The organism is Limnohabitans sp. JirII-31 (genome assembly GCF_002778315.1).
In the GTDB taxonomy this organism is placed as follows: Bacteria; Pseudomonadota; Gammaproteobacteria; order Burkholderiales; family Burkholderiaceae_C; genus Limnohabitans.
Genome location: NZ_NESA01000003.1, coordinates 160813 through 182111, shown reverse-complemented (window position 1 = coordinate 182111; position 21299 = coordinate 160813). Strand labels below are relative to the sequence as shown.

Genomic DNA, 21299 nt, shown 5'->3' with positions numbered 1-21299 from the left:
TGCCATGCATGACCAGCGTGTGAGCCAGTTTGCATCATGACCACGCGACGTTGGGGGAAGGTGTTGCCGATCAGTGCTTTTGTGATTGCCGCCGGTCTGTATGGTGTGTGGACGCCAGATTTGGATCGTGCAGAGTTGCTGCATCGCTATGGGGCTGCCTCACAGCGCGTGCTGGAGGTCGATGGTCTTCGTGTCAACTATCAGGACTCAGGTCCGCCTGATGCCCCCGCGTTGTTGCTCTTGCACGGTTTTGGGTCGAGTCTGCAAACTTGGGATACTTGGAGTCCACAATTGGCGTTGAAGTTTCGCGTGATCCGACTCGATTTGCCTGGTTTTGGTTTGACGGGAGAGAGTCCCTCCAAGAATTACTCGGACAGTCAAGACCTCACCACGCTGATTCATTTTGTGAACAAGTTAGAGCTGACCACCTATTCAATTGTGGGTCATTCCTTGGGTGGAAAAATGGCTTGGGCCTTGGCCGCAGAACAACCAGAGCGCGTCAAGGCCTTGGTGTTGATGGCACCCGATGGTTTTGCACCTGAGGCGCAATGGGGAACCAAACCCTACGAAGTGCCCGCCATCATGGGGTTGATGAAATATTGCTTGCCCAAATACTTTGTGCGTAGCTTGATCGACACCGCATTTTCAGACCCGCAAGTGTTGACAGAGCAGATGGTCAACCGTTACCACGACATGCTGCGAGCGCCTGGTGTGAGGGCGGCTATCTTGGACAGAGCCGATCAAACGATATCTACCAACCCTATCCCTCGATTGACAAAAATCACAGCGCCAACCTTGCTGATATGGGGAGAAAACGACCACATGATTCCCAGCAGCAATGCAGCAAGTTACGCCTCGGTGTTGCGCCAGTCGTCTACCGTGGTGTTACCCAAGTTAGGGCATGTGATTCAGGAGGAGCACCCTGAGATTGGGTTGGCGCAAGTGGATGCATTCTTGAGCGTCCATTTATTGCCGAGCATTGACGCCCCTTGATGGGGGCGGCTGCGCCTGACCCACGAAGTACATTCACAAAGGCATGCGCAAGCCTTTAGGCAGAGGGTACTTCGTGTTTTCTTGCAAGCCTTTCATATGGCGCACGCTGACAGCACCCATGTCACGAAGTCGCGAGATGACTGCTTGCACCAAGACTTCAGGGGCTGAAGCGCCTGCCGTCAATCCAACTCTGGGCTTTCCTTCAAACCAATGCGCTTGAAGTTCGAGCGCGCTGTCGACCATGTAACTGTCAGCGCCCATGCGATGGGCCAGTTCACGAAGACGATTGCTGTTGGAACTGGCAGGGCTACCAACCACAATCACAACATCGACTTGACCACTGAGTAGCTTTACCGCGTCTTGGCGATTTTGGGTGGCGTAGCAAATGTCTTGTTGTTTGGGTTGCCTGACATTGGGGAACTTTTCTCTCACCAAGGCCAATATCTCGGCCGTATCGTCCATGCTCAATGTGGTTTGGGTGACCACAGCCAAGCGTTCGGTCTGGGTAGGGTTGATGCTTGCGACATCGGCCACGGTTTCAACCAAATGGATGCCACTGTTGATTTGACCCAAGGTCCCTTCGACTTCCGGGTGTCCTTTGTGCCCGATCATGATGAACTCGTACCCTTCTTTGTAGAGTTTCGCCACTTCGACATGGACTTTGGTTACAAGTGGGCAAGTTGCATCAAAGATGGAAAAACCTCGTGATTGAGCCTCTTTCTGTACAGAGATGCTGACTCCGTGCGCGCTGAATATCAATGTCGCGCCTGCTGGTACTTCGTTCAGGTTCTCAATGAAAACAGCACCTTTCATTTTCAATGAGTCGACAACAAAGGTGTTGTGCACGATTTCATGTCGCACATAAATAGGCGGCCCAAATTTGGTCAGCGCTTTTTCGACGATCTCGATGGCCCGGTCAACACCTGCGCAAAAACCGCGCGGTTCAGCTAGCAAGATGGAATGAATACTCATAGCCATGAATCCGCGATCAGTTGTCCACAAAAAATCATCGCCATGTACCAGTGTCTTGCTGCATGAGCAGCTGTTTGAACTCTGATAAATATCTTAGCAAAGTGGTGTTCTGAATTGCATCAACGATCGGTTGCGTTGCATAAACTCAACATGACTGGGTTCGCTAGCATGATTACCAAGGGTTATTCCTATGGTTTGAGTGGAGACGGTGTGGTCCTATGCGCCACCTTTTAAATTCTTGAAATCACACGGATTGCTAAATCAATGAAACGTCGCCATTTACTCTCTGCTTCAGCCACTTTGACAAGTGGTCTGCTCATGACCGACACCGCCGTGTCTGCTCAGCTACGCACCAATTCAAACGCAGCCGCGCTGGTTGGTCAGGAACATTGGGCGACTCGACAAGCAGATGGTGAGTCCATCAAGCTGTTTATGTGGCGTAAGCCGCCGCTGACAACAGCTAAGTCTGCCAACAAGGGCGTGATTCTTTTTGTGCACGGTTCTTCGATGGCAGGTACCCCTGTCTTTGACTTGCAGGTGCCGGGCAAGCCGCAGTACTCCACGATGGACCACTTTGCCAAACTCGGGTTTGACACCTGGTGTTTAGACAATGAGGGGTATGGCCGCTCCAGCAAGTCTCGTGCGATCAACTTCAACATCTCCAATGGCGCTGATGATTTGGCTGCCGTGAGTGAGTACATTCTGAAAACAACGGGGCAAAAACAACTGATGCTGTATGGGCTGTCCTCTGGTGCGCTCAAAGCTGCTTTGTTTGCAGAGCGTTTCCCAGATCGGGTCAGTCGCATCGCGCTAGATGCCTTTGTCTGGACAGGTGAGGGTAGTCCCACTTTGCAAAATCGACGTAAACGCATCGCCGATTGGACGGCTGGTAACAAACGTGCGATTGACCGTGCCATGATTCAGAGCATCTTCACACGTGACCATCCGGGGACTGCGGACATGGATGTGGTGAATGCATTTGCCGATGCCATTTTGAAATTGGATTCAGAGGTGCCTACGGGATCTTATGTGGACATGTCGATCAACTTGCCCGTGTGCCAACCCGAAAAACTGCTGGCGCCAGTCATGATCATGCGTGGCCAGTTTGATGGCATTGCCAATATTCAAGATTTGTTGAATTACTTTGCTAAGTTACCCAACCCCGATAAGCGATTCGTTGTGATGCCCGGCATTGCGCATTCAAGTTTGCATGAGAAAAATCTGGCTATCGTCATGCGTGTGCTGGAAGGGTTCTTTGAACAACCCAAGCCGGTCTATGTGGGTTGATCAGACGAAGGAGCACCGAACAATGAATCATCGTTTCCTTTTATCTCGTTTTTTATGCGCCTGCCTGATAGCGGCTTGCGGTACCACACAAGCCGACACCATCAAAGTGCTCACCACGGGGGCCTTCAAGCAGGTTGTTGTGGCCTTGGCGCCAGGCTATGAAGCCAAGACAGGGCATCAGCTCGACATCCAAAACGACACTGCGGGGGCCTTGTCCAAGCGGATTACGGAGGGTGAGACTTTCGATGTGTTGGTGTTGACACCCGCAGGTCTTCAGGCCCTCGCAACTCGTGGCGTGGTCGATGCAGGCAGCATCACGCCATTGGCGAAGGTTGCCATTGGTGTCGCCGTAAAAGCGGGTACTTCAAAGCCTGCTATTGCCACGGTCGATGAATTCAAACAAGCCTTGATCCACGCCAAGCACGTGGCCTTTATCGATCCGAAGTCAGGTGGGTCCAGTGGTATCTATTTGGACCAGTTGTTTCAACGCATGGGCTTGAGTGATGTGGTGCGCCCCAAGGCTGTTCTTGTGCCCGGCGGTTTGGTGGCGGAACGCTTGGTCTCGGGTCAAGCGGACTTGGCGATCCATCAGATCAGTGAAATTTTGCCGGTCCAAGGTGCTGACTTGGTGGGGCCTTTGCCAGAGGCAATTCAAAACTACACCTATTACGCGGTGGCATTGAGTGCTCGCAGTCAGCAGTCACCCGCAGCCAAAGCATTCATGGCCATGCTCACACAGAAGGAAACGGCAGAGGTGATTCGTTCCAAGGGCATGATGCCTGCGCCTTGAGTGTTTGGGCAAGGTATGGGTGACCCAATAAAAAGGGTTGGCAAATTTATTTTGCCAACCCTTTTTTGATATCTCTGAGTTTTAACCGATAAATCCAACCAACCACAGGGGCACGATGGGGAAGAACAAGAACAGCAAGGTGCGCAACACGTCGCTGACCAAGAAGGGCATTACCCCTTTGTAACTCTCGGCCATGGGGACTTCTTTGGCCATGCTGTTGACCACGTAGACGTTGAGTCCCACGGGCGGCGCAATCAGTCCAAAACCGACGGTCATCAAGACCATGATGCCGAACCAAATCGCCACCATGTCTTTGGGCATGCCGAAATCCAGTCCCATGACCATGGGGAAGAAAATCGGCACGGTTAGCAGCAGCATGGACATTTCGTCCATCACAGCACCCAACAGCACGTAGAACAGCAAGATGGCGCCAATCACAGCCAGCGGTGGCAAGCCCCAGCTGCCCACCACTGCGGCCAGTTGGTTGGGCACTTGTGTCATGGCCAGTGCGGCGTTCATCAAATCGGCACCTACGAAGATCAGAAAAATCATGGCAGCGCTGGTGGCCGTTCCCAAGAAACATTCTTTGAACTTTTCAAGGGTCATTTCTCTCTTGGCCATTGCGGTGATCAGGGTGGAGGCCGCACCGACAGCCGCACCTTCGGTCGGCGTGAACAAACCCCCATAAATTCCACCAAACACCAAGGTAAAGATGATCATGATCGGCAAAACACCTACGACTTTTGCAAGTGTCAAAGGCTCACGATCCACATCCACTTCAGGCGCTTGCCCGGGCACCATGCGCACATATACAGCGACGGCAACCATGTAGCCCAACATGGCGATGATGCCCGGCACGACCGCAGCGGCAAACAACTTAGAGATGTTTTGTTCGGTCAAGATGGCATAGATCACCAACACCACCGACGGTGGCAATTGAATGCCCAGTGTGCCGCCTGCTGCCAGTGTTCCAGTCGCAAGACGTCCTGAATAGCCGTGACGGCGCATCTCGGGCAATGCCACACCCGTGATCGTTGCCGCTGTTGCGACAGATGAGCCACTGATGGCGCCAAAAGCAGCGCAAGCGAGCAAAGACGCCATCGCTAAGCCGCCTTTGAAGCCTCCCATCACGCTGGCGGCAAACGCAAACAACGATTTGCTGATGCCGCCTTTAGTGGCGAAGTTGCCCATCAAGATGAACAAGGGAATCACCGACAAGTCATAACCCGCGAATCGAGCAAAGGTTTGTGCGTTGACGAAGTTTGAAAAAGGCAGCCAGCCTGCCTGAGAGATGTAGCCAATCGCACCGGCGAGAAACATGCTGATAGCGATGGGGAAGCGAACCGCCATGAAGAACAGCATGCTGCCAAAAATTGTTGCGGTGAGTTCAAGTGGTGTCATGCCGATTGCCCCGTTGCGTTGTCAAAGCCAAAGATAGATTGATGCAGCCCGACCAGCGCACTGAGCGCAAAGGGCGGCACCATGCAGGCATACACAATCCACTCAGGAAATCCCAGCAGCATGGTTTGCGAGTTGGCTTTGTAGGCGCTCATGCCACCCAGCGTGGTGCGCCATGCCAGCAGCATGAAGACCAAAGACAAAACCAAAGCGCCCAAGCGGTCTAGCTTGGCATTGGTGGCATCGCTCACATTGGAGGTGAAAAAGTCCACGATGATGTGGCCTTGCCTGACTTGTGCCAAAGGCATGAACAAGGCGATGGCTGCGCCCGTGGCCATCGCCGTCATTTCAAAAGCGCCGGCCATGGAGTCACCGGTGGTGTTGCGCAAGATCAAATTGCCGCAGGTGATCAACGTAATGATGGTCAGCAACATCCCTGCAAGGATGGCGCAAAGGTTAGACAGTGGTTGAAGTATTCGCACTTGATGCTCCAGAGTATTTTCTAATTCGTGTGGCACTGTATACAACAAAGGGAGGTTGAACCTCCCTTTGTGTCTGTCAGGTGCAAGATGTGCTGTTACTTGGTGTATTTCTTAATCAAAGCTTGTGCGTCTTGCAGCAAAGCTTTGCCATCCAAGCCTCGCTTGTTCATGTCCGAGATCCACTCATCGTCCACGCTGTCGGAGGCTTTTTTCCAGTTTTCAAGTTCAGCTTTGGAAATCACGGTGATGGTGTGGCCCGCCGCGATCATCTTTTCCTTGCCTGGTGCATCGTTGCCAGCTTGTGTCTTGCCCAAGAACGCAGACAGTTCACGGCCCGAGTTTTTGTCGATCACTTTTTGCAGATCGGGCGGCAGTGAGTCGTACTTGGCGCGGTTCATGGGCACTACGAATACCGTGGTGTAGAGCGCGGGGGCACTACGATCTGGCTCTGCCGTGAAACGAGCCAATTCATCAATCTTGATCGATGGACCGACTTCGTAAGGAATCACTGCGCCATCAATCACGCCTTTGGACAAAGCATCGGGCACGGCAGGCACTGGCATGCCCACTGGGGTTGCGCCCATGCTCGCCAACAATTTGGTGGTCAAGCGGGTGGGGGCACGTAGCTTGAGGCCTTTGATGTCCGCCATGGTTTTGATTTGTTTCTTCGAGGTGAAGATGTTGCCTGGCCCGTGCACATGCATGGCCAGCACTTTGACGTCTTTGAATTCGTCTTGCGCGTTCTTCTCGTAATAGTCCCAAGCCGCACGGCTGGTTGCCTCGGCATTGGTCATCATGAATGGCAATTCAAAGACTTCCATTTTGGGGAATCGCCCAGCTGTGTACCCAGGCAATGTCCAGACCACATCGGCCACGCCGTCACGGGCTTGGTCATACAGCTGTGGCGGTGTGCCGCCGAGTTGCATGGATGGATAAATTTGGCACTGCAAGCGGTTGTTGGAGTCCTTGGCAATGTTGTCGCACCAGCCGCGTAACATGGCGGTGTGTTGAATGGTTTGTGCATTCAAAAAGTGGTGCACCTTCAAGGTGATGGTCTGTGCTTGAGTGGCCACCGAGGCACTCAAAATGGCTGCGGCAATCACTGCACGCTTGAAATGTTGTTTCATCTGATCGTCTCCGTGAAAAAGTTCTGCCACATATTAATCCGACCAATCGGTCGGTTAATTAAGGGAATTCCCCTGCGTGCTGAGTGCGTTCTAGACGATATCGACCTGATGGAGGCGAAATTGCTGTGTCTTCGCATCTGCAAAGTAATGCTCAAGCGTTTCTTTGACGGTTCGAAAAGCAATGTCATCCCAGGGAATTTCGTCTTCAGCAAAGAGGCGCGCTTCCATGGTTTCATGCCCCGGGTCAAATTGGTCGCTGAGTAATTTGGCGCGGTAGAAAAAATGCACTTGTCCTACACGGACCACGTTCATCAAGCTGAACAATTCTTGGATTTCAAATTGAGCGCCTGCTTCTTCTTCGGTTTCGCGTGCAGCGCCTTGGGCCACGGTCTCCCCCAGCTCCATAAAACCCGCAGGCAAAGTCCACTTGCCCAAACGAGGCTCGATGTTGCGTTTGCACAGCAGCACTTTGTCGCCCCATACAGGCACGGTGCCCACCACATTGAGAGGGTTTTCGTAATGGATGGTGTGACAGGCCGTGCACACGGCACGTTCGCGGGTATCGCCGTCATCAGGCAAGCGGTATTGAACCGCTGTGCCGCAAGCTTTGCAGTGTGCAATAGGTGTGCGGTGCAACATGCGTGCGCTCAGGCCACGTGTACTTTGAGTTGACCCAAGCCTGCCACTTCACCCACCATCGTGTCGCCTGACACGACAGCGGCCACACCTTCAGGCGTACCGGTATAGATCAAGTCACCAGGTTGTAGTTCCCACGCAGCAGACAAATGTTCAATGGTCTCGGCAATGTTCCAAATCAGCTTGTTCACGTTGCTGCGTTGGCGGTCTTGGCCATTGACTTGCACGTAAATTTCTGCGTTTTCCACATCACCAGCTTGAGCCACTGGCGTGATGGGGCCGATGGGCGCACTGTGGTCAAACGCTTTGCCAATGCACCAAGGCCGACCTTGCTTCTTCATGTCGTTTTGCAAATCGCGACGCGTCATGTCCAAGCCCACGGCGTAGCCGTAGATGTGCTGCATGGCATCGGCTGCTGCAATGTTTTTGCCACCGGTGCCAATCGCCACCACCAGCTCAATTTCATGGTGCAAGTTCTTGGTTTGACTGGGATAGGGGATGGTGCCTGTTTCACCGTCTTTGACGAACACCAACGCGTCGGCAGGCTTCAGAAAGAAGAATGGGGGTTCACGGCCTGTGAAGCCCATTTCTTTGGCGTGCTCTTCATAGTTGCGGCCCACACAGTAAATGCGGTGCACAGGAAACGCTTGCGTTTGCCCCACGACGGGCACGGACACAACGGCGGGTGGTGTGAATAAATAGCTCATGTATGTCTCTTGGCTTAGGATGATTTAGCGACCAACTCAAAGTGCTCAACGATAGGTGCTTGCGCAAAGAACGGTCCGACAATAGCGCGCCACTCTGCGAATGCCGCTGACTCGCGAAATCCGATGGTGTGATCTTCCAGTGTGGTCCAAAAGATTTGCAGCACATATCGCTCCGGAGACTCCACACCACGGTTGACTTTGAAACCTTCAAAACCCTTGGCTTTGGCGATCACGGTGTTGATGCCGCGTTGGATGGCTTCGTCAAAAGCAGCTTGTTGTCCTGCGTGAATACGAATGTCGGCCAGTTCAAGAATCATGGTGTGTGAGAACAAATTGAAACAGAAGCGCCAAGTCTAACGCCGGGTATCCTCATGCCCATGGCATCGTCAGATTTTTTGAACTGCTCATTTCCCTTGGGCGTACACGCTTGGTGCTCGACACGCCAGGGGGGAGTCTCATTGCCCCCGTTCGACAGCTTGAATTTAGGAGACCATGTCGGCGACGATCCAATGGCTGTCATGGCCAATCGACAGCGACTGACTGCACAACTGGGTTCAGCACGGCCTATTTTTTTGAAACAAGTACACGGCGTGGATGTGGTCACATTGAATGCCGATACCTCCGACGGCACGGTTGCCGATGCTTGTGTGACCACGCAACCGAATCTGGCGTGCACCATCATGGTGGCTGATTGCTTGCCCGTTTTGTTGACCGATACACATGGTCGTGCGGTCGCTGCTGCACACGCTGGGTGGCGTGGCTTGATGTCCGGTGTGATTGAGAACACGGTCCAAGCCCTGTGTGATCAGGCGGCCGTCCAGCCGTCTCAGTTGCAAGTTTGGCTTGGGCCTTGCATTGGTCCTTCTGCGTTTGAAGTGGGGCAGGAAGTTCGAGCAGCATTTATGGCGCATGACGCGCAATCGATGGCGTACTTTGCGCCTCATCCACACCATGCGGGCAAGTGGCTGGCTCATTTGAGTGGTTTGGCCCGTCAACGCTTAACGGGTTTGGGCGTCCAGGCCATTGCTGGTAACGATGGCAGTTTGGCGTGGTGTACGGTGCATGAGCGCTCAAGGTTCTTTTCTTACCGGCGTGATGGCGTGACTGGCCGCTTCGCTGCCTGCATCTGGCGCACGGGCTGACGAGGTGGCAGCTTGTTCTTGTTCTGCCGCTTCTTGGGCTTGGCGTCGACGTTTGCGGGCGGGTGTGCCCATGATGTAGCCCAGCACAGCCATCGGCAATGCGCCGTAGAGCAGAAAAGTGATGACCGCCCCCAAGAGGCTACCCACTTGGCTGGTGGCTTCTGCCACGGCCATCATCAATGCCACATAGAACCAAGCGATCAAGACCAAATACATATATCAAGAACCTTATTTTTTTTGATGTTTGTCAGAAAATCGAAGGCTAATCGCTGTCATACTCGCGACAGCGAAGAAGCACAAATTTCAAGCCATCGGAGACAACATGAGCCAGGATTCTGCCCAGTTTTTGACGGGCGCTGCACAAGAGTTTCAAAAGAGTTTTGCGGACAACTGGAGCAAGGCCTTGGCCTCCTTTCAAACTTTGGGGGGTGCATCCAGCGGGGCTCCCAAGCTGAGTTTTTCACCGGAAAGACTTGAAGAATTGCAAAAGCAGTACTTGACGGAAGCGACGGCTTTGTGGAATCAAAGTCTTCAAGCGATTCCAGAAGTCAAGGACCGTCGATTCGCAGGTGAGGCCTGGCGCCACAACCCGATGTCCGCTTTTGCGGCTGCGGTGTATTTGCTCAACACTCGCACCTTGATGGGTTTGACGGATGCGGCTGATACCGATCCGAAAACCAAAGCGCGCATTCAGTTTGCGATTGAACAATGGGCGGCTGCCACGGCGCCCAGCAATTTCTTAGCTTTCAATGCCGATGCGCAGCAAAAAGCCATCGACACCCATGGGGAGAGTATTTCAAAGGGCATTCAAAATTTGCTCCACGACATACAACAAGGCCATGTGTCCATGACCGATGAGAGTTTGTTTGAAGTGGGCAAGAACGTCGCGACCAGCGAAGGTCGCGTGGTGTTTGAAAACGAATTTTTCCAGTTGCTCGAATACAAGCCTTTGACTGCCAAGGTGTACGAGCGTCCGTTTTTGTTGATCCCGCCGTGCATCAACAAGTTTTATATCTTGGACTTGCAGCCAGAAAACTCTCTCATCCGTTATGCCGTGAGTCAAGGGCATCGCACGTTTGTGGTGAGCTGGCGCAACCCCGATGAGTCACTGAAAAACACCACATGGGATGACTATGTAGAAGATGTCGCCATCAAAGCTATCTCGGTGGTGCAAGAAATTGGCGGTACCAAGCAAATCAACGCGCTGGGCTTTTGTGTGGGTGGAACCATCTTGTCCAACGCCTTGGCTGTGTTGGCCGCACGTGGTGAAAAGCCTGTGGTCAGCGCCACCTTTCTCACCACCTTGATTGACTTTCAAGATACGGGGGTGTTGGATGTGTTCATTGACGAGAACTTTGTCAAATACCGCGAAGGACAGTTTGCCAACGGCGGGTTGATGAAGGGCAAAGACATGGCGTCGACCTTCAGTTTTTTGCGCCCCAACGATTTGGTGTGGAACTACGTGGTGGGCAACTACCTCAAAGGCGAAACCCCTCCTCCGTTTGATTTGCTCTACTGGAACAGTGACTCCACGAATTTGCCGGGGCCCATGTACGCCTGGTACTTGCGCAACACCTACCTTGAAAACAATCTGGTGAAGCCCGGAAAGATCAAGGTTTGCGGGCAAAAACTCGACCTGAGCAAAGTGGATATCCCCGTCTACATTTACGGTTCTCGTGAAGACCACATCGTGCCTATCGGTGGTGCTTATGCTTCGACCCAGGTCTTGCCGGGCAAAAAGCGTTTTGTCATGGGTGCTTCAGGGCATATCGCAGGCGTTATCAATCCACCAGCCGCTAAGAAGCGTTGCTATTGGACGGGCAGCGAAACCACATTCCCCAAAGACGTCAACCAATGGATTGGCAAAGCCAAAGAGCATGCAGGCAGTTGGTGGCCCGATTGGGCCGATTGGCTCAAGGCGCATGCGGGCAAGCAAATTGCCGCGCCAAAAACCTACGGCAAAGGTCGCTACAAAGCCATTGAAAATGCACCAGGGCGCTATGTCAAAGAACGCGCTGGCAAGTAAATTTTTCTATAACTAAAACTTTTCTGGAGATCTCATGGAAGACATCGTCATCGTTTCAGCAGCTCGCACCGGTGTGGGCAGGTTCGGCGGCTCATTGGCCAAAATCGCAGCGACTGAGTTGGGCTCAATCGTGATTCGTGAGGCTTTGGCGCGCGCCAAGCTCGACCCTGCGCTGGTGGGTGAAGTCATCATGGGCCAGGTCTTGGCGGCAGGTGCCGGGCAAAACCCAGCCCGCCAAGCCTTGATGAAATCCGGTGTGCCCAAAGAAGTGCCCGCTTTGACCATCAACGCCGTGTGTGGCTCTGGTCTGAAGGCCGTGATGTTGGCCGCCCAAGCGGTGGCTTATGGCGACAGCGAAATCGTCGTTGCTGGTGGCCAAGAAAATATGAGTGCCTCGCCCCACGTGCTACTGGGCTCACGCGATGGCCAGCGCATGGGCAACTGGAACATGGTCGACTCCATGATCGTGGATGGCCTGTGGGATGTGTACAACCAGTACCACATGGGCATCACGGCAGAGAACGTGGCCAAAGCCCATGGCATCACCCGTGATATGCAAGACGCGCTGGCCTTGGCCAGCCAGCAAAAAGCCTCTGCTGCACAAGATGCTGGCAAGTTCAATGACGAAATCGTCTCGGTGTCGATTCCACAGCGCAAGGGCGACCCACTGATTTTCAACAGCGACGAATACATCAACAAGAAAACCAGTGCCGAAGCGCTGGCTGGCTTGCGTCCAGCCTTCGACAAAGCAGGGTCTGTGACCGCAGGCAATGCGTCGGGCATCAATGATGGCGCTGCCGCTGTGGTGGTGATGACAGCCAAAAAAGCCGCCGCTTTGGGCCTGAAACCTCTGGCGCGCATTGCCGCGTTTGGCACCAGTGGTTTGGACCCAGCCCTCATGGGCATGGGCCCCGTGTCCGCATCGCGCAAGGCTTTGCAACGCGCCGGCTGGAATGCCGCCGATGTCGACTTGTTTGAACTCAACGAAGCCTTTGCAGCGCAAGCTTGCGCGGTGAACCAAGAGTTGGGCATCGATCCTGCGAAGGTCAACGTCAATGGTGGCGCCATCGCCATTGGCCATCCCATTGGTGCATCCGGCTGCCGCATTTTGGTGACCTTGCTGCACGAGATGCAGCGCCGTGACGCCAAAAAAGGTTTGGCGGCACTGTGCATCGGTGGCGGCATGGGGGTTTCTTTGGCCTTGGAGCGTTGAGGCCTTGCGTTAAATTTTTCAGTCAGTAAATAACTCATACAACAGGAGACAAGTGATGAGCAAGAAAGTAGCGTATGTAACAGGTGGTATGGGTGGCATTGGTACCGCGATTTGCCAACGTCTGCACAAAGACGGTTTCACCGTGATTGCCGGTTGCGGCCCCACGCGTGACTTTGACAAATGGCTGGCCGAACAAAAAGCATTGGGCTACACCTTTTACGCCTCGGTGGGCAATGTGAGCTCATGGGAATCGACCGTCGATGCATTCGCCAAGGCCAAAGCGGAGCACGGCCCGATTGATGTGTTGGTCAACAACGCCGGTATCACCCGCGACCGCATGTTCTTGAAGATGACCCGTGACGACTGGGACGCGGTGATCGACACCAACCTCAACTCCATGTTCAACGTCACCAAGCAAGTGGTGGCAGACATGGTGGAGCGCGGCTTTGGTCGCATTGTGCAAATCTCATCCGTCAATGGTGAAAAAGGCCAATCGGGTCAAACTAACTACTCGGCTGCCAAAGCCGGCATGCACGGTTTCACCATGGCCTTGGCCCAAGAGTTGGCTAGCAAGGGCGTGACGGTCAACACCGTGTCCCCAGGCTATATCGGTACCGACATGGTCCGCGCCATCCGTCAAGATGTGCTCGACAAAATCGTCGCCACCATTCCTGTCAAGCGCTTGGGCACCCCTGAAGAAATTGGCTCCATCGTGGGCTGGTTGGCTGGTGAGGACTCGGGCTTCACTACTGGCGCAGACTTCTCGTGCAACGGTGGTTTGCACATGGGCTGATGCGGTCACGTACTTGGCATGAAAAAACCCGCCGCGGCGGGTTTTTTCATGGGGCATGGAGATTCGCAACTCGATGCAGGTCATTCCACCTTGGTGCCGGTTTCTTTCACCACCTTCGCCCATTTGGCCAATTCAGCTTTCAAATAGTCAGCAGCTTCTTTGGTGCTACCCCCTACAGGCTCAAAGCCCACGCCTGCGAGCTTGCCTTGAAAGTCGGCACTGCGCAAAATTTTGTTGATCTCGCTGTTGAGGTGCTGCACCACATCCGGCGGTGTTTTGCTGGGTGCGAACACGCCCACCCAGGTGTAGTCCTCAAACCCCGGAAAGCCTGATTCGGCCACGGTGGGCACATCAGGTAAAGCTGCCACACGTTTGTTACTGGTCACGGCCAAACCACGCACCTTGCCGCCTTTGACCATTTCCACCGCAGCCGGCAGAGCCACGCTGGCCATTTCCACTTGTCCGCCCATGGTGGCGTTGAGTGCTGGGCCTGCGCCTTGGAAGGGGATGTGCGTCACATCTACTTTGGCCAGCACCTTGAACAGGTATTCGGCGGTCAGGTGTGGCGTGGTGCCTGCGCCTGCGGTGCCGTAGTTGAGCTTGCCCGACTTGGCTTCGGTCACGATCTCTTGCAGATTCTTGGCTTTGAGCCCAGGGTAGGCCACCAACAGGTTGGGGCTAGACGCCACCACGCTGGCCAAGGTGAAGTCTTTTTCGGCATCGAAGCCTGGGTTCTTGGACAAGCTCACGTTCACCGCCAACGAGCTGGTGTTGATCATCAACGTGTAGCCATCGGGCGCCGCTTTGGCCACGATGCCGCTGGCCACGTTGCCACCCGCACCGGCTCGGTTTTCCACCACCACAGGCTGCCCCAATGACTCGCTCAGGCGTTGGCCCAACAGGCGTGCAATGATGTCTGCGGGTCCGCCGGGCGCGAAGGCCACCACAAACTTCACAGGCTTGGTGGGGTAGCTGTTTTGGGCATGCGCACCTGCGCTGATACCTAACAACAGGGCAGTGCTCAAACAAACGAGGGTGCGACGGTGCAACATGGGGTTTCCTGTCATGGTGAGGGGTGAGCTTGGGTGCAGAGACTCAAGCAGCGGTTTGGCTCAACACGTACTTGGCCATTTCTTCGCGGGTGGTGACCCAGACATCCGAGTGCTGAGCCACGATGGCCATGATTTCGTCATACACCCAAGCACCTGAGGCGCGACCCATCACATGGGTGTGGGCGGTGACGTCCAGCATCAGCGGCACGTGTTCACGCTCGCGCATGGCGGTGAAGGTGTCGACAAAGGTGTCGAGCATGTGGCGCGGACCTTGGCCATAGCGGATGCAAGTGGGCAAGTCGTTCACATCCATCGTCAATGGGATGCCGACGATGCGTTGGCCGTCGAAGTTCATCACATACGGGCGATCGTCGTCGTTGCAGTCGCCGTGGTGCAGGTAGCCGGCTTCGGCCAAGAGGCGCGATGAGATGGGGCTGCCCGTGCCGCGTGGGCTGATCCAGCCCGAGGGCTTGATGCCTGCCACGCGGGTCAAGATCTCGTCGTTCTTTCGGATGTTCTCGCGCTCTTGGGCCTCGTCAAAGTAGACAGGAATCACATCCATGCCCCATGAGTGATTGACGATTTCGTGGCCCCGCGTGTGCAGCGACTTGACGGTGTCGGGGTCGCGTTCGGCCAGCACGCCGTTGACCATGATGCTGGTTTTCACGCCCCGTTTGTCGGCGTAGTCGAGCAAGCGGTGGATGCCGCGCACCATGCCAAAGCTGGCCCATGAATGGGCGTTGGTGTCAAAGAAGCCGGGCTTGAGCACATTGCCCATGGGCCCAATGCCCGGGGCTTGTCCATCCGACCAAGCTTCGTAGGCAATGTTGAAAATCACGGCTACGCGGCGGCCACCAGGCCAGCGGAAGTCGTCGGACAGTCGGGTGATGTGAGGTGTGTGGTTCATGGGGTAGGGCTTCGGGTGACGTTGAATCGGTGGGGGTGTTTCAGAGCGTGCTGTTCAAAATGATGCCAGCGGTTTTTTCATAGTGGCCCGCCAGGGCTTGGCAAGCGGCGTTGGCGTCACCGGCCAGCACGGCATCCACCATGGCTTTGTGTTCGTCGAGTTCGTGGCGGCGCTTGTACGACTTTTTCACCGCCAACTGGCGGTAGCGGTGGGCCTGGTCGTAGAGCTGTTCGCAAAAACCAATCAGCCAGCGCGAGCCGCATTGAGAGACCAACACCTGATGAAACTCTCGGTGTAGTTTTTCCCAGGCGGGGTTTTCGACGTAGCGGTCGGCATACAAAGAGCGCGGTGTTTTGGACAAGCGGTGCAAGGCCAATACCAAGCGTTCTTCCCACTCAGGGGTGCGCGCTTGCAGGCCTTGGGTCAGGGCCAAGGTTTCCACCCATACCCGAGTCTTGGCCAACTCACGCAGTGCGTCTTCGCTGACCGAGGCCACGGCAAACCCGCGCTGCTCCAAGTGCTGCACCCAGCCTTCGGCCGCCAAGCGGTTGAGGGCTTCGCGCACAGGTGTGGCGCCTGTGCCGTAGTGGGCACGCAAGGCCTCAATGCCCAGCTTGCTGCCAGGCGTCCAATGACCGTTGAGCACATCAGCGCGCAAGCGCTCATAAGTGCTAGCGGTCAGTGATGCGGTGGTTTCAGGCGCGGTGGCAGTGTTCATAAGGCGACATGATTCATCGATAAAAATTTATCTAAGCTTGAATTATCGATATTATCCGACCATCTATTTTTCCCTTGAAGGATTAAAAATGCGTTTGTTGAGTTTTCAAGAACACGGCCAATCGGGCGTCGGCTGGGTTGCCAACGCACAAGCCACCGAGTTTGTCGATCTGGCGTTGACCGGTGCCAATCTGCCCCGTGACATGCTGACCTTGTTGTCCACGCCGGGTGCCCTGGCTGCCGCCCATGCCGCCGCACAAAAAGCACCGGCCTCTGCCATCAAACCTTTGGCGAGCGTGAGCTTTTTGCCCGTCGTGCCCAACCCCAGCAAGATCGTGTGCATGGGCTTGAACTATGCCGACCACGCGGCCGAAGGTGGCAACGCCAGGCCTGAATACCCCAGCTTTTTCTTGCGTGGTCCGAGCTCCATGGTGGGTCACCTGGCACCGCTGGTGCGTCCCAAAGCCTCCACCAAGCTCGACTACGAAGCGGAGTTGGCCGTCATCATCGGCAAGCGCGCACGTCACCTCACGGCTGCCAACGCCTTGGAGCACATCGCGGGGTACTCGTGTTTCAACGACGGCAGTTTGCGTGACTACCAGCGCAAATCGGCCCAGTGGACGATTGGCAAAAACTTCGACGACAGCGGCCCCTTCGGCCCCTGGTTGGTCACGCCGGACGAGTTGCCTCCTGGCGGTGCAGGTCTGCGCATCCAGTCGCGCCTGAACGGCAAAGTCATGCAAGACGCCAATACCAAAGACTTTTTGTGGGACGTGGTCGAGTCTTTGCGCATCATCACCGAGTGCATGACGCTTGAGCCTGGCGACGTCATCATCACCGGCACCCCTGCGGGTGTGGGCTATGCCCGCAACCCACCCGTGTGGATGGCGCCTGGCGATGTGTGCGAGATCGAGATTGAGGGCATTGGCATCTTGTCCAACCCCATCATCGACGAGCAATAAAAAATTCAAGGAGACACCCGTGATCAGCTTCAAACTCAATGGCCAATCGGTGCGCAGCCCGGCGGCAGAGGCCACGCCTTTGCTCACCGTGCTGGCCAACGATTTTCAAATCAACGGCAGCAAGTTCGGTTGTGGCAAAGCCCAATGCGGCGCTTGCGCCGTCATGGTGGACGGCAACCCGGTCCGCAGTTGTGTAGCGCCACTGTCTTCTGTAGCGGGTCGCGCGGTGACTACCTTGGAAGGCTTGAAAGATGGCAAGCAGCCCAGTCGCTTGCAGCAAGCCTTTATTGACGAACAGGCCGCCCAGTGCGGTTACTGCACCTCGGGCATGATCATTCAAGCCCAGGCCTTGCTGGACCGCAACCCCAAGCCCACCGACGCCGAAGTGCGCTCAGCCTTGGATGGCAATTTATGCCGTTGTGGCGCCCACAACCGCATCGTGCGCGCCGTGCTGCGTGCGGCGAAGGAGGCTTGATCATGAACCACACACTCACTTCCAGTCGTCGCGGTTTTTTGAAAACCACGGGCTATGTCTCGCTGGCATTTGCCATTCCTTTGGATGCGGCTTTGTCTCAAACCGCTGCGGTCACTGCCAAACCCCGTTTGCCCGGCGACTTGAACACCCACCGCAAACTCAATGCGTGGCTGCGTGTCAACGCCAACCAGACCGTCACTTTGCTGGTCGGCAAGGTGGAGCTGGGGCAGGGCATCTTGACCGCCGTCACGCAAATTTGTGCCGACGAACTCGACATCGACTTGTCGCGTGTGCAGGTCATCTCGGGCGACACCGCCTTGGTGCCCAACGAGGGCGTGACCGCAGGCTCGTTCTCAATGCCGTATTGCGCCACGGCCGTGCAGTACGCCTCTGCCGAAGTGCGCGCCATCCTGCTCGACTTGGCGGCTGAAAAACTCAAACAACCCCTCGACACCTTAAACGTGCACGACGGCATGGTCAGCGCCATCAGTGGTGAGCAAGTGGCCTATTGGGACTTGGTCTCGGGCGAGGCCCTCAACCGCGAGGCCACGGGCCAAGTCAAACCCAAGCCTGCGCACCGGCACCGTTACATCGGTCACCCCGTGCACCGGGTGGACTTGACACCCAAGATGTTGGGCCAAGCCATGTTTGTGCAAGAACAGCGTCCTGCGGGCATGTTGTTTGGCCACATCGTGCGCCCGCCTACTTACCAAGCCAAACTGATGTCGGTCAATCTGGCAGCGGTGCAAAAAATGCCGGGCGTGGTCAAGGCCGTGCGCAATGGCAGCTTCTTGGGTGTGGTGGCCAAGCGTGAAGAACAGGCACTGGCCGCCGCCAAAGCCATGGCCGCTTCGGCCAAGTGGCAGGTCGACAAAGTGTTGCCTGGGCATGACGGCATCTTTGAATGGCTGCGCAAAACCAAGCCCAACAAACTCATCGATACCAAAACACAAGTGCGTGCCGGTGGCGAGCCCGTGGCGAAAACCATGCAGGCCACCTACCAGCGCCCGTACCACATGCATGCGTCCATCGGTACCTCGGCCGCCATTGCCACCTTGGGGGCGGATGGTGTGATGTTGATTCAAACCCACAGCCAGTCGGTGTTTGAAACCAGCGTGGCGATTGCCAAGATGCTCGGCATGGAGCCCGCCAAGGTGCGCTGCCAACACATGCAAGGTGCCGGTTGCTACGGTCACAACTTGGCCGACGACGCTGCGGCTGATGCTGCGCTGTTGGCGGCTGTCGTACCCGGCAACCCTGTGCGCTTGCAATACACCCGCGAGCAAGAGCACACCTGGGAGCCCTATGGCTCAGCCATGGAAATTCAGGTTCAAGCGGGCCTCGATGCCCAAGGCAATGTGCTGGATTGGGACTTGCAGGTCTGGTCCACCCCGCATGGCACGCGCCCCAGTGGCGAGCCCGGCAACTTGTTGTCGGCGCGTTATCTGGAAAAGCCTTTCACCCTGCCCGTGCCCGTCAACGGTGGTCCGCCCAATTACGCGGCCGACCGCAACGCCATTGCACTGTATGACTTCCCCGGCCACAAGGTGTTGACCCACTTCATCACCGACATGCCGCTGCGAGCCTCGTCCACCCGAGGTCTGGGGGCGTATGCCAACGTGTTTGCCATCGAGTCGTTCATCGACGAATTGGCCGCAGCCGGCAAAGTTGATCCGGTGGAATACCGTTTGCGCTTTTTGAAAGATGAGCGTGCGCGTGATGCCTTGGTCAAAGCGGCCAAAGCCTTTGGCTGGACCGATTGGAAAAAGACCGAAGGCCGTGGACGCGGCATCGCCTTTGCCCGCTACAAAAACATCGCGGGCTACTGCGCCGTGGCGCTGGAGGTCGAAGTCAACCGTCGCAACGGGCGCATCCGTGTGCTGCGTGCGGTGGCGTCGGCGGATGTGGGCCACATCGTCAACCCCGATGGCGTGAGCAACCAAATCGAAGGCGGTTTGATCCAGTCGCTGAGCTGGTCGCTCAAAGAAGAAGTCAAGTTCGATGACACCAAGGTGCTCTCCAGCGACTGGGCCAGCTACCCCATCCTGACCTTCTCGGAAGTGCCGCCAGTCGAGGTGGTGTTGATCGACCGCCCAGGTGCGCCGTTTTTGGGCACGGGTGAGGCCTCGCAAGGCCCTACAGGCGCAGCCTTGGCCAATGCCGTGTTCGATGCCACAGGCGTGCGCTTTCGGCGCTTGCCGCTCACACCAGACCGGGTCAAAGCGGGTTTGTCAAAGGCTTGATGTCACGGGGGGCTTGAGCCTCCTGTGATGCTGCGTTGTCTCAAGGCTTGTCAGTGCGCAAGCCCGCGGCTTTGGCCACCGCACGCCACTGCACCAACTCGTGCGACAGCGTGCGGCCAAACTCTTCGGGGGAACCGCTGATGGCCTCTGCCCCTTCATGCATCAAACGCGTGCGCACAGGCTCATGTGCGGCCACTTCGTGGATGGTTTGGTTGAGCTTGTCCAACACCGCTTTGGGTGTTTTGGCAGGTGCCAGCACCCCCCACCAGGTCGAAATGTCAAAGTCTTTGTAGCCAGACTCGACCATGGTCGGTGTGTTGGGAAACAAGGGTGAGCGCTTGGCACTGGTCACCGCCAGCAACTCCACCCGTTGGTCACGCACATAGGGCAGGATGGTGGGCACCGTGGCAAAGAACAACTGCACGCGACCGGCCAGCAAGTCGATGGTGGCTGGCCCACTGCCTTTGTAGGGAATATGCGTCAAGTTCAAGCCACTGTGCTGGCGAAACAACTCACCGGACAAATGGTTGATGCTGCCATTGCCCGCCGAGCAAAAGTCCACGCCTTGGGGCATGGTGGCCACAGTGGTTTTCAACTGCGCCATAGTTTTGACCCCCAGCGACTTGCTGGTCACCACCAGCAAAGGGCCGCGTCCGATCATGGCGATCGGCGCAAAGTCTTTCTCGATCTGGTAATTGCCCGAAGCCTCAGACGCGGCATTCGTGACAAAAGTCGAGGTAGCAAACAGCAAGGTGTAGCCATCGGCGGCGCTCTTGGCCACGGCATTGGCACCAAGCGCGCCACCGCCACCGCCTTTGTTGTCCACCACCACAGGCTGACCTAATTTTTCGGACAAGGACTTGGCCATGTCACGTGCAATGCTGTCGGTGCCCCCGCCAGGGGCAAAGGGGACCACCAAGGTGATGGCGCGCGAGGGATAGCTTTGCGCATGGAGGGCTGGCAGCATCAACAGCGCAAGCAAACCCACCCAACCAGAGTGACGAATAAAACAGTGCATGTGAGTGATCTGAGGTGTGTGCAAGCATGCAGTATTCCTTATGGTGTGAGTAGCCTCTGTCACACAGCCGACGACAAGCTGGGTGCATCAAGCACATCATGTGGTCAATCGCAAAGCGTACTGTCATCAGCTCTCGGCTGTTCTCGGTCAGCGTGAATTCAGTTTGTTGGCCTATCTGATGCGCTCAACGGGGTACAAACTTTGAAGCATGTTTGGAAAATCAACTTTGATCCCGAAACCAATGTGGTGGATGTGTGTGTTCGCACGAGCTGAGAACGCCGCTGGCCATCTTGCGTGGTAATTCTGAGCAACTGATTGCAGCGCTGCCCAGAAGTTCAGAGGCTCAAGTACGTGCCTCT

The 21299-nt window shown here is 55.7% G+C and carries 22 protein-coding genes; 10 read left to right on the top strand and 12 right to left on the bottom strand.

The genetic code is table 11. The features are described 5' to 3' along the window. Window positions 1–36 precede the first annotated feature (36 nt). Window positions 37–993 carry an alpha/beta fold hydrolase gene (locus B9Z41_RS05950; RefSeq protein ID WP_100146130.1) on the top strand — a complete coding sequence of 319 codons (957 nt, stop codon included), beginning with the start codon at window positions 37–39 and terminating at the stop codon, window positions 991–993. Window positions 994–1026: 33 nt separating this feature from the next. Here B9Z41_RS05950 and ispH read toward each other — a convergent pair whose 3' ends face one another. Next, window positions 1027–1965 (bottom strand): 4-hydroxy-3-methylbut-2-enyl diphosphate reductase, encoded by a 939-nt coding sequence (gene ispH / locus B9Z41_RS05945; RefSeq protein ID WP_100146129.1) that lies wholly within the window; start codon window positions 1963–1965, stop codon window positions 1027–1029. Between the two features lie 318 nt (window positions 1966–2283). On the opposite strand from ispH, the gene B9Z41_RS05940 reads away from it, so the two are divergent. Both B9Z41_RS05940 and B9Z41_RS05935 read left to right on the top strand, forming a co-directional pair. Beyond that, window positions 2284–3252, top strand: a complete 969-nt coding sequence (locus B9Z41_RS05940; protein ID WP_100146128.1) for an alpha/beta fold hydrolase — start codon at window positions 2284–2286, stop codon at window positions 3250–3252. 22 nt (window positions 3253–3274) lie between these two features. Next, window positions 3275–4042, top strand: coding sequence for a substrate-binding domain-containing protein (locus B9Z41_RS05935; RefSeq protein ID WP_158236143.1), 768 nt, complete (start codon window positions 3275–3277; stop codon window positions 4040–4042). Window positions 4043–4123: 81 nt separating this feature from the next. Here the strand turns inward: B9Z41_RS05935 and B9Z41_RS05930 are convergent, their stop codons facing one another. From B9Z41_RS05930 to B9Z41_RS05905, 6 genes are all read right to left on the bottom strand, one after another. Then, window positions 4124–5443, bottom strand: coding sequence for a TRAP transporter large permease (locus B9Z41_RS05930; RefSeq protein ID WP_100146125.1), 1320 nt, complete (start codon window positions 5441–5443; stop codon window positions 4124–4126). Next, entirely contained in the window at window positions 5440–5874 is a 435-nt protein-coding gene (locus B9Z41_RS05925; protein ID WP_233202548.1) for a TRAP transporter small permease, read from the bottom strand. The genes B9Z41_RS05930 and B9Z41_RS05925 overlap by 4 nt, the downstream gene beginning before the upstream one ends. A gap of 143 nt (window positions 5875–6017) precedes the next feature. Beyond that, complete coding sequence (locus B9Z41_RS05920) at window positions 6018–7049, bottom strand: TRAP transporter substrate-binding protein (RefSeq protein WP_100146123.1); 1032 nt, start codon at window positions 7047–7049, stop codon at window positions 6018–6020. Between the two features lie 90 nt (window positions 7050–7139). Next, the gene (locus tag B9Z41_RS05915; protein WP_100146121.1) at window positions 7140–7688 is read right to left on the bottom strand and encodes an NUDIX hydrolase; all 549 of its coding nucleotides are present in this window, start codon (window positions 7686–7688) and stop codon (window positions 7140–7142) included. A gap of 8 nt (window positions 7689–7696) precedes the next feature. Then, window positions 7697–8392, bottom strand: a complete 696-nt coding sequence (locus tag B9Z41_RS05910) for a fumarylacetoacetate hydrolase family protein (RefSeq protein WP_100146119.1) — start codon at window positions 8390–8392, stop codon at window positions 7697–7699. Between the two features lie 14 nt (window positions 8393–8406). Beyond that, window positions 8407–8709, bottom strand: a complete 303-nt coding sequence (locus tag B9Z41_RS05905; protein WP_100146117.1) for an antibiotic biosynthesis monooxygenase — start codon at window positions 8707–8709, stop codon at window positions 8407–8409. Between the two features lie 60 nt (window positions 8710–8769). Here B9Z41_RS05905 and pgeF point away from each other — a divergent pair, with 60 nt between their 5' ends. After that, window positions 8770–9534 carry a peptidoglycan editing factor PgeF gene (gene pgeF, locus B9Z41_RS05900; RefSeq protein ID WP_199172946.1) on the top strand — a complete coding sequence of 255 codons (765 nt, stop codon included), beginning with the start codon at window positions 8770–8772 and terminating at the stop codon, window positions 9532–9534. Here pgeF and B9Z41_RS05895 read toward each other — a convergent pair. Then, entirely contained in the window at window positions 9463–9750 is a 288-nt protein-coding gene (locus B9Z41_RS05895) for a hypothetical protein (protein WP_100146113.1), read from the bottom strand. The two genes, pgeF and B9Z41_RS05895, sit on opposite strands and share 72 nt — an antisense overlap. Window positions 9751–9856: 106 nt before the next feature. On the opposite strand from B9Z41_RS05895, the gene B9Z41_RS05890 reads away from it, so the two are divergent. The 3 genes from B9Z41_RS05890 to phbB are packed head-to-tail and all read left to right on the top strand — an operon-like array spanning window position 9857 to window position 13566. After that, the gene (locus B9Z41_RS05890) at window positions 9857–11560 is read left to right on the top strand and encodes an alpha/beta hydrolase (RefSeq protein WP_100146111.1); all 1704 of its coding nucleotides are present in this window, start codon (window positions 9857–9859) and stop codon (window positions 11558–11560) included. 34 nt (window positions 11561–11594) lie between these two features. After that, on the top strand, window positions 11595–12773 hold the full coding sequence (locus B9Z41_RS05885) for an acetyl-CoA C-acetyltransferase (RefSeq protein WP_100146109.1): 1179 nt from the start codon (window positions 11595–11597) through the stop codon (window positions 12771–12773). Window positions 12774–12828: 55 nt separating this feature from the next. After that, window positions 12829–13566, top strand: coding sequence for an acetoacetyl-CoA reductase (phbB, locus tag B9Z41_RS05880; protein ID WP_100146107.1), 738 nt, complete (start codon window positions 12829–12831; stop codon window positions 13564–13566). A gap of 80 nt (window positions 13567–13646) precedes the next feature. Here the strand turns inward: phbB and B9Z41_RS05875 are convergent, their stop codons facing one another. The 3 genes from B9Z41_RS05875 to B9Z41_RS05865 are packed head-to-tail and all read right to left on the bottom strand — an operon-like array spanning window position 13647 to window position 16243. Beyond that, window positions 13647–14618: a tripartite tricarboxylate transporter substrate binding protein gene (locus tag B9Z41_RS05875; RefSeq protein ID WP_158236142.1), complete on the bottom strand. Its 972-nt coding sequence runs from the start codon at window positions 14616–14618 to the stop codon at window positions 13647–13649. 43 nt (window positions 14619–14661) lie between these two features. Next, complete coding sequence (locus B9Z41_RS05870) at window positions 14662–15525, bottom strand: polysaccharide deacetylase family protein (protein WP_100146103.1); 864 nt, start codon at window positions 15523–15525, stop codon at window positions 14662–14664. A gap of 40 nt (window positions 15526–15565) precedes the next feature. Then, entirely contained in the window at window positions 15566–16243 is a 678-nt protein-coding gene (locus B9Z41_RS05865; RefSeq protein WP_100146101.1) for a GntR family transcriptional regulator, read from the bottom strand. Between the two features lie 88 nt (window positions 16244–16331). Here B9Z41_RS05865 and B9Z41_RS05860 point away from each other — a divergent pair, with 88 nt between their 5' ends. From B9Z41_RS05860 to B9Z41_RS05850, 3 genes are read left to right on the top strand one after another with little or no spacing between them, the layout of a single operon-like run. After that, window positions 16332–17204 carry a fumarylacetoacetate hydrolase family protein gene (locus B9Z41_RS05860; RefSeq protein WP_100146099.1) on the top strand — a complete coding sequence of 291 codons (873 nt, stop codon included), beginning with the start codon at window positions 16332–16334 and terminating at the stop codon, window positions 17202–17204. Between the two features lie 19 nt (window positions 17205–17223). Further along, a complete protein-coding gene (locus tag B9Z41_RS05855; protein ID WP_233202547.1) occupies window positions 17224–17679 on the top strand; it encodes a (2Fe-2S)-binding protein in 456 nt (151 codons plus the stop codon). Between the two features lie 2 nt (window positions 17680–17681). Beyond that, window positions 17682–19922, top strand: a complete 2241-nt coding sequence (locus tag B9Z41_RS05850; protein ID WP_100146095.1) for a molybdopterin cofactor-binding domain-containing protein — start codon at window positions 17682–17684, stop codon at window positions 19920–19922. 40 nt (window positions 19923–19962) lie between these two features. Here B9Z41_RS05850 and B9Z41_RS05845 read toward each other — a convergent pair whose 3' ends face one another. Beyond that, the gene (locus B9Z41_RS05845; RefSeq protein WP_100146094.1) at window positions 19963–20940 is read right to left on the bottom strand and encodes a tripartite tricarboxylate transporter substrate binding protein; all 978 of its coding nucleotides are present in this window, start codon (window positions 20938–20940) and stop codon (window positions 19963–19965) included. Window positions 20941–21299: the final 359 nt, after the last annotated feature.